Here is an 8,344-nt window from a genome sequence, read left to right as displayed (position 1 = left end):
GGTCGCCGCCGGCCTGGCGGCGATGGGCGTGCGGGAAGGCGACGTGATCGCCGTGCTGCTGCGCAACGGCCTGCCTTACCTGGAGATCATCCAGGCCTGCAAGCGGCTGGGCTGCTATTACTGCCCGATCAATTGGCATTTCACTGGCGCCGAAGTGGCGTTCCTGATTGAAGACAGCGGCGCCCGCGTGCTGATTGCCCATGCCGACCTGTGGCTGCCGCTGCGCGATGCGCTGCCCGCCGGCCTGCCTGTGTTGCTGGCCGGCGCTGGCGCGGCGCAGTCCGGGCATGCGGACTACGATGCCTGGCGCGACAGCCAGCCGCCCTACGACGGTCCGCGCGTGGCGCCGCGCGGCCACATGGCCTATACCTCCGGCACCACCGGCCGGCCCAAGGGCGTGGTGCGCGCGCCATTTCCGCTGGAACATCTGGCACGCCATCAGGAACAGGTCGACGCAGTGGTGGAAGCGGCCTACGGCCTGCGCCCGGGCTCCCGCGCCTTGCTGCCCGCGCCGATCTACCACAGCGCGCCCAGCGTGTACGCGCAGGTGGCCTTGCGGGTCTGCGAGACCTTCGTGCTGACCGACAGGTTCGACCCCGTGGAGGTCCTGCGCCTGATCGAAGCGTATCGCATCGATACGGTCTACCTGGTCCCCATCATGTACGTGCGCCTGCTGAAGCTCGATGCCGCCACGCGCGCCGCGTACGACCTGTCGTCGCTGCGCTTCGTGGCCTCGACCGGCGCGCCCTGCGCGCCGGAGATCAAGCGCGCCATGATCGAATGGCTGGGCCCCGTTATCCATGAAACCTATGCTTCCAGCGAGGCCGGGATGGTCACGGTCATCGATTCGCACGAAGCGCTTGCCCGGCCCGGCAGCGCAGGCCGGCCGGTCGGCGGCGCGCAAATCAGGATCTATGCCGAGGACGGGTCGCCCTGCGCGGCGGGCGAAATCGGGCGGATCCACGTGCGCCAGCCTGCCTACGCGGACTTCACGTATCGCAACAACCCGCAAGCCCGCGCCGAAGTCGGGAAGGACGGGCTCATCGGCCTGGGCGACCTGGGCTATCTGGACGCGGACGGCTACCTGTATGTGTGCGACCGCGAATCGGATCTGGTGATCTCGGGTGGCGTGAACATCTATCCCGCCGAGATCGAGCACCAGTTGATGCAGTATCCAGGCGTGGCGGATTGCGCCGTGTTCGGCGTGCCGGATGACGAATACGGAGAGCGGCTGATGGCGCTGGTGCAGCCTGCGGCGGGCGCGTCGCCCGAGCCCGAGGCCCTGACGCTATGGCTGACGCAACGGCTCGCGCGCTACAAGGTGCCGCGCGAACTGCAACTGCGCGCGGAACTGCCGCGCGACGACAACGGCAAGATCGCCAAGCGCAGGCTGCGCGCCGAATTCTGGGCGGGCAGGCAGCGCAAGGTATAGCGCAGCGCGGCGCACGGCCGCGACAACAAGAGCACGATAGCTCGGGAGACAAGCATGGCATACAGACTGAACCACAGGCTGCGTCGCATCGCGGCCGCAACGATCTTCGCGCTCGCCGGCCCCTCTGCCGCGCTGGCGGCGTTTCCAGACAAGCCGGTCAAACTGGTCGTGCCGTACACGCCAGGAGGCTCCGCGGACCAATTGTCGCGGGTGCTGGCCGAGGGCATGTCGCGCGATCTCGGGCAACCCGTGGTCGTGGAGAACAAGCCCGGCGCCAATACCATGATCGCCGCTACCCAGGTAGCGCGATCCGCGCCCGACGGCTATACGGTCTTTCTCGCCAGCAACGCCAGCATGGTGCTCAATCCCATGCTCTACCAGCGTATCGCCTATGACGCCGCGCGCGATTTCCGCGTGCTCGGCATCGCCGCCGAATTGCCGCTGGTGGTGGTGGCCAACAACGAGGTGCCGGCCGGCACGCTGGCCGAATTCGTCACCTATGCCAAGTCGCAGCCGGGCAAGCTGAACTACGCTTCCGTGGGCATAGGCAATCCGCTGCAGCTGGCGACCGAACTGCTGAAATCGCGCACCGGCATGGACGTGGCGCATATCCCGTACAACGGCAGCGCGCCAGCGCTGACTTCGCTGATGGGCAACGACACCCAACTCATGGTGGACGTGGTCAGCACGTCGCTGCCGCTGGTGCGGGAACGCAAGATCAAGGCGCTGGCCGTCACGACCGGGGAACGGCTGGCCGTGCTGCCGGAGGTGCCGACCGTGGCGGAAAGCGGCTTTCCGGGATTCCGCGCCGCCACCTGGTTCGGCCTGGCCGTGCCGCGCGCCGTGCCGCAAGCCGAGGCGCAGCGCCTGCAGGCGGCGTTGGACAAGGTGCTGAAGGATCCGGCGTTCCGCGGCCGCTTCGAACCATTGGGCCTGGTGATCCAGGCGCCGCGCAGCCAGGCCGACGTCGACGCCTACGTGCAGGAAGACCGCCAGCGCTGGGGCGCGGTGATCGAGGCCAATCACATCAAGCTGGACTGACGCGGCTATGGCCGCGGGGGCGTGAGTCCGGCCGATTCACGCCGCCTGAGGGCCGGCGCCCTCAGGCCTTCTTGCCGCCGCCGCGGCGCGCCTTGCGCGTGACGTTGCGCCGCGACATCTCGGAGTCCAGGATCAGCCGGCCTTCGAGCTTGCCGTGCATGCGCTTGACCGAGCGCATCGCATCCTGCATGTGCTCGCTCATCAGCGTGCGCACCTTCTCCACGTCGCGCTCGCGCGCCGCCGCCAGGATCTGGCGGTGAAAACCAGTGTTGGCGCTGCCGAAGCGCTGCTGCTCGGATAGCGGCATCTCGTTGTCGAACACCGTCAACTGCCGGATCATTTCGTTGGTCATCTCGCAGCTGAAGCGCAGGAACGGGTTGGGGCAGGCTGCGGCGAAGACGTCGTGGAAATTGATCTCTTCCTGGCGCTGGGCCAGCGGATCGTCCACATGTTCGGCGGACGGATCGCAGCAGGCGATGTTCTCCTCCAGTGCGGCGAAATGCGCCTCCGTCAGGAACGGCACGGCGCTGGCTGCCAGTTCCGGCTCCAGCAGCTTGCGCACCTGGTAGATGTCTTCGATTCGCACTTCCTTGAAGAACAGGTAGTTCTGCATCAGCTGGAAGGTGCGGTCCAGCGGCACCTCGACCACGGTGCCGCCGCCGCCGGGCCCGGTGCTGACCTTCACCAGCCCCTGCACCTCCAGAGACTTGAGCGCTTCGCGCATGGTGCTCTTGCTGACCGAGAACATGCTTTGCAGCTCGCTCTCGCGCGGCAGCTTGTCGCCCGGCAACAGATTCTTGGCCGTGATCAGCCGCTTGATCTCCTCGGCGACCAGGTCGCTGCGCTTGGGCGGACTCGATGCGCCCGCGGCTTGTAGGTCGTGACTGTTGAACGCCATTGCGTTCCTCCGTTGCTGCGTGGTGTGCGCGGGGCTGGCCCCGTGGCGGTACTGCGCGGACCCCGGGTTATACCTGATGCGCCCGCTATTGACAGAGCCGGCTCGCCAAACTGATCATAATAATAATCCTATTTATCATGATAAATAGGATGGTGGTCGCAGTATAGGCACGAAGCGCCAGGACTTGCGAGTACGCCCACGCGGCGGCGGCCCTGGCACGGGAGCTTGGAGCAGACAGAGTCGGAATGGGGACGCGCATGGTGCGCGCCCGACATCGTCAATATGCCGCGGCAGCGCCAGCGGCAGCCAGGGAGAACCATCTTGAATCGCCGCAACCTGCTGAAAATGGCCGCGCTTGGCGCGGTGCCCGGATCACTATGGGCCGCCCGGTCCGCGTTGGCGCAAGCCGATGCCATCCAGTTCGGGTGTCCGGTGCCCATGTCGGGCGCCTTCGCCGCCAACGGCAAGTACGCCGACCTGGGCATGAAACTGGCGCTGGAGCAGTACGGCCGCGCGCTGGACCGGCCGCTGGCCTATACCGTGCTGGACACCGAGGGCAAGCCGGCCACGGCGGTGCGCAAGGTGCAGGAAATCTCGCAACAGAAGGGCGTCAAGTTCTTCGCCGGCGGCATCCTGTCTTCAGAAGCGCTGGCCATGGGCAAGGAAGTGGAGCGCGCCGGCGGGGTCTTCATCACCACCGCGGGCGCGGACGAAATCACTGGCAAGGACTGCAACCGCGCGACCTTCCGCTGGTCGGTGCCCACCTTCGGCGCCATCGAGCAGACCGTGCGCCCCTTGCTGGAAAAGCTGCCCAACGCCAAGCGCTGGTACACCATCACGCCGCAATACGTGTTCGGCGACGGTCTGCTCGGCGCGGCCAAGGCGATCTTCAAGGAAAAGGGCATCGAGCATGTGGGCAACAGCTACCACTCGCTGACCGAGAAGGAGTTCAGCGGCTACCTCACCAACGCCATGGCCGCCAAGCCGGACGTGCTGCTGATCCTGAACTTCGGCTCGCAGTCTTCGGACACGCTGCGCCAGGCCGTCAGCTTCGGCATGAAGCAGAACTGCACCATCCTGGTGGCCTGGGCGTCGGGCCTGGAGCAGTTCGAAGGCCTGGGCGCCGACCTGTGCGAAGGCGTGTATTTCGGCGCGCAGTACTGGCACGGCATCGATTCGCCGCTGAACAAGGAACTGGTGCAGCTGTCCAGGGACAAGACGCGCGCCAATCCCAACTACAGCCTGGCGGGCTCCTACATCTGCACCCGCATCATGCTGGACGCCATCGTCAAGGCCGGCAGCGCCGACCCGGCCAAGGTCATCGCGGTCATGGAGGGCATGGCCTACGAAGGCCTGACGGGCAAGGAGGAAATCCGCAAGGAAGACCACCAGGTCCTGAAGAACTACTACCTGCTCAAGGGCCGCGCCAAGAAGGACATGAAGGACAAGGACGACTATGCCGAGATCGTGCATAGCGGCCGCTCCTTCCTGCCGCCCGCGGAAACCGGCTGCAAGCTGTAGCGCGCCCCTGAGGCGGGCAGCCGTGGGCGCCTTGCGTCCGCGGCTGCCGCGCGCCCCGCGGCCTTTCGTTTCCTCCACCGGGCATACCCATGAACGTCTATCTCCTCCAGATCATCAATGGGATCGGGGTAGGCATGCTGTACTTCCTTCTGGCAGTCGGCCTGTCCATCGTCTTCGGTCTGTTGCGCTTCGTGAACTTCGCCCACGGGGCGTTCTATCTGCTGGGCGCCTACTTCTGCTTCCAGGCCATCCAGTGGGGCCTGAATTTCTGGCTGGCCCTGGCCATCGTGCCGCTGCTGGTGGGCGCATTCGCCTGGGTGGCTGAAAAAGTGCTGCTGCGCCACGTCTACGCGCAGGCGCACGAGTTCCACATCCTGATCACCGTGGGCCTGGCGCTGGTGCTGCAGGAACTGGTCATCGTGATCTGGGGGCCGATAGGCGACAACGTCGCCGCGCCGTCCGCGCTGCAGGGCGTGGTCATGTGGGGCAGCTTCATCTATCCCAAGTACCGCCTGTTCGTGATCGGCTTCACCGCGGTCTTCTCGCTGCTGCTCTGGTACGTGCTCGAAGGCACGCGGCTGGGCAGCGCGGTGCGCGCCGGCAGCGAATCCACCGAGATGGTGTCCATGCTGGGCATCAACGTGTTCCGCATGTTCAGCCTGGTGTTCGCGCTGGGCGCGGCGACCGCCGCCCTGGCCGGCGTGCTGGCCGCGCCAATCCGCGGCGTCGAGCCCTTCATGGGGATCGAAGCGCTGGGCATTGCCTTCGTCATCGTAGTGGTGGGCGGCATGGGCAGCTTCTTTGGCGCGCTGGTCGGCGGCCTCTTGATCGGCGTGGTGCAGAGCGTGATGAGCACGCTGTGGCCGGAAGGCGCGCGGCTGATGATCTATGTGGCGATGGCGGCGGTGCTGCTGCTGCGTCCGCACGGCCTGATGGGGAGAGGATGATGACGCGATTGAAATCGCACGCCCAGCTGCTGCTGGCGCTGGCCGTGGTCCTGCTGCTGCCGCTGTGCATGCAGTCGGGTTCGCTGGCCACGGAAGTGCTGATCTATTCCCTGGCGGTGCTCGGCTGCAACCTGCTGCTGGGATTCACCGGCTTGCTGTCGTTCGGCCAAGGCATCTTCTTCGGCCTGGGCAGCTACGCCGTCGGCATCCTGCTGACGCGTACCGGCCTGCCCATGCCCCTGGCGCTGCTGGCCGCGATGGCGGTGGGCGCTTTGGGCGCGACGCTGGTGGGCTGGTTCGCGATCCGCCAGCGCGGTACCTACTTCGTGATGCTGACGCTGGCCTTCGCGCAGATGTTCTACTTCCTGGCGTACAGCCTGCCCGATCTGACCGGGGGCGACAACGGCCTGCTGGACGTGCCGCGTCCCGCATTCTCCGTCGCGGGCATGGAACTGATGCCGCTGGCGACGCCCTGGCAGTTCTATGCCTTCGTGGCGGTGTGCTTTCTGGCGGTGTTCTGGCTGCTGCTGCGTGTGACCAACTCGGTATTCGGGCGCACTCTGCTTGCGATCCGCGACAACGAGGCGCGCGCCATGGCGGTCGGCTACAACGTGCGCCTGTTCAAGTTGGCGGCCTTCGCCATCTCTGGCGCCGTGACAGCGCTGGCTGGCGCCTTCCTGGCGATGATGACCGGCATCGCGCCGCTGTCCAGCATCGAGTACCACAGCAGCGAGATGATCCTGGTCATGACCGTCATCGGCGGTACCGGCAACCTGTTTGCTTCGGTGCTGGGCGCGGCGTTCTACGTGTTGTTCGCGGACTGGCTTTCCACCTTGTGGCCGCGCTGGCTGATGCTGCTGGGCTTCCTGCTGATTGCGGTCAGCCTGTTCATGCAGAAGGGGCTGTGGGGGCTGGGAGTACGCATCTGGCTGGCGCTGCGGCGCCGGCCCGCCGGCGCGGAGCCGGCCGCCACCAAGGAGGGCAGCGCATGAACCAGGCAAATTCCGCGCCGCTGCTGCAGGCCAGCGGCATCGTCAAGCGCTTCGGCAAGTTCGTGGCGCTGCACGGGGTCGATCTGCAGGTGCGGCCGCGCACGGTGCATTCGGTGATAGGCCCGAACGGCGCCGGCAAGACCACGTTGTTCCACATCCTGACGGGCACGCTGCGCACCAGCGAAGGCAGCATCGTGTTCGACGGTCAGGACGTCACGCAGGAGGCTGACTTCCAGCGCGTGCAGCGCGGCATCGCGCGCTCGTTCCAGGTCACCAGCCTGTTCGCCAATCTGTCGGTGCGCGAAAACCTGCGCCTGGCGGCGCAGGGCGCGCATCGCGCCGGCGCCTTCGACTGCTGGCATCCGCCCACCGGTCAGCGGGCGCAGCGCGAGGTCGTCGACGCGGCGCTGGAGCGGCTGGGCCTGTCGCGGCTGGCGGAGATTGCGGCGGGGGCGCTATCGCACGGCCAGCAGCGGCGCCTGGAAGTGGGCATGGCGCTGGCGGCCAGGCCGCGCGCCATCTTCCTGGACGAACCCACTTCCGGCATGGGGGTGGACGACCTGGAGGAAATGAAGCGGCTGATCCGCAGCCTGCGCGACGACCACACGGTGGTGCTGATCGAGCACAACATGAACATCGTGATGGACATCTCCGACACGATCACGGTGATGCAGCAGGGCCGCGTGCTGGTCGAGGGCGCGCCCGACGCGATCCGCAGCGACGAGCGGGTGCGCGCCGCGTATCTGGGCAACATGATCACGGGAGGCCGGGCATGATGCTGCATGTCGACACCGTACACAGCTATTACGGCAAGAGCCATATCCTGCAAGGAGTGTCGCTCGAGCTGCCGCAGGGCGAGGTGATCACGCTGCTCGGGCGCAATGGCGCGGGCAAATCGACCACGCTCAAGACCATCGCCGGCGTGATCGCGCCCAAGGGCGGCGCGGTGCGCTATGGCGGGCGCGACATCGCCGGGCTGCCGGCGCACAAGATCGCGTCCATGGGAATCTGCCTGGTGCCCGAGCACCGCGGCATCTTCAAGCTGCTGACGGTCGAGGAGAACCTGAAGCTGGGCATGCGCCGCGATTCGCCCTGGCAGCTGGAAGACATCTACCGCATCTTTCCCCGCTTGAAGGAGCGGCGCAGGAACGGCGGCGGCCAACTGTCCGGCGGGGAACAGCAGATGCTGGCGATCGGGCGCGCGCTCATGAACCATCCGCGCGTGCTGATGCTGGACGAACCGGTCGAGGGTCTGGCGCCGGTGATCGTCGAAGAAATCGTGGCGCAGATCAAATCCATCAAGCAGGCCGGCGTCACCATCCTGTTGGTGGAACAGAACCTGGAAGTCTGCACCCAGCTGGCCGACCGCCATTTCATCATCGAGCAGGGATCCATCGTCTACCAGGGCAGCAACGAGGCCTTCATGGCGGACGAGAACGTGAAAGACCGTTATCTGGGCGTGGGCGTATAGGGGCCGCCCGCAAGGCGCAACATGAAGCAGGGATTCAAGGAA

General features: G+C 66.5%; 8 protein-coding genes. 7 read left to right on the top strand and 1 reads right to left on the bottom strand.

Annotation, left to right across the window (positions count from 1 at the left end; genetic code table 11):
• Both WBB14_RS21685 and WBB14_RS21680 read left to right on the top strand, forming a co-directional pair.
• Positions 1-1,432: AMP-binding protein (locus WBB14_RS21685; protein WP_424241657.1), on the top strand; the 1,432-nt coding region annotated here is incomplete at its 5' end.
• 54 nt (positions 1,433-1,486) lie between these two features.
• Complete coding sequence (locus tag WBB14_RS21680) at positions 1,487-2,473, top strand: Bug family tripartite tricarboxylate transporter substrate binding protein (RefSeq protein WP_424241656.1); 987 nt, start codon at positions 1,487-1,489, stop codon at positions 2,471-2,473.
• Positions 2,474-2,534: 61 nt separating this feature from the next.
• On the opposite strand, the gene WBB14_RS21675 is transcribed toward WBB14_RS21680, so the two are convergent.
• Complete coding sequence (locus WBB14_RS21675; protein WP_424241655.1) at positions 2,535-3,371, bottom strand: FadR/GntR family transcriptional regulator; 837 nt, start codon at positions 3,369-3,371, stop codon at positions 2,535-2,537.
• A gap of 321 nt (positions 3,372-3,692) precedes the next feature.
• Here WBB14_RS21675 and WBB14_RS21670 point away from each other — a divergent pair, with 321 nt between their 5' ends.
• The 5 genes from WBB14_RS21670 to WBB14_RS21650 all read left to right on the top strand — a co-directional run bounded on the left by WBB14_RS21670 (position 3,693) and on the right by WBB14_RS21650 (position 8,302).
• Entirely contained in the window at positions 3,693-4,892 is a 1,200-nt protein-coding gene (locus WBB14_RS21670) for an ABC transporter substrate-binding protein (protein ID WP_207468161.1), read from the top strand.
• Between the two features lie 89 nt (positions 4,893-4,981).
• Positions 4,982-5,839, top strand: coding sequence for a branched-chain amino acid ABC transporter permease (locus WBB14_RS21665; RefSeq protein ID WP_332011707.1), 858 nt, complete (start codon positions 4,982-4,984; stop codon positions 5,837-5,839).
• Positions 5,839-6,831, top strand: coding sequence for a branched-chain amino acid ABC transporter permease (locus WBB14_RS21660; RefSeq protein WP_424241654.1), 993 nt, complete (start codon positions 5,839-5,841; stop codon positions 6,829-6,831). Before WBB14_RS21665 ends, WBB14_RS21660 begins: the two co-directional genes overlap by 1 nt.
• Complete coding sequence (locus WBB14_RS21655) at positions 6,828-7,607, top strand: ABC transporter ATP-binding protein (protein WP_424241653.1); 780 nt, start codon at positions 6,828-6,830, stop codon at positions 7,605-7,607. The genes WBB14_RS21660 and WBB14_RS21655 overlap by 4 nt, the downstream gene beginning before the upstream one ends.
• Positions 7,604-8,302 (top strand): ABC transporter ATP-binding protein, encoded by a 699-nt coding sequence (locus tag WBB14_RS21650; RefSeq protein ID WP_424241652.1) that lies wholly within the window; start codon positions 7,604-7,606, stop codon positions 8,300-8,302. The genes WBB14_RS21655 and WBB14_RS21650 overlap by 4 nt, the downstream gene beginning before the upstream one ends.
• The last annotated feature ends 42 nt before the right edge of the window (positions 8,303-8,344 follow it).

This window comes from Achromobacter sp. (assembly GCF_049647645.1).
GTDB lineage: Bacteria > Pseudomonadota > Gammaproteobacteria > Burkholderiales > Burkholderiaceae_B > Achromobacter.
This window is presented reverse-complemented; position numbering and strand designations above follow the sequence as displayed.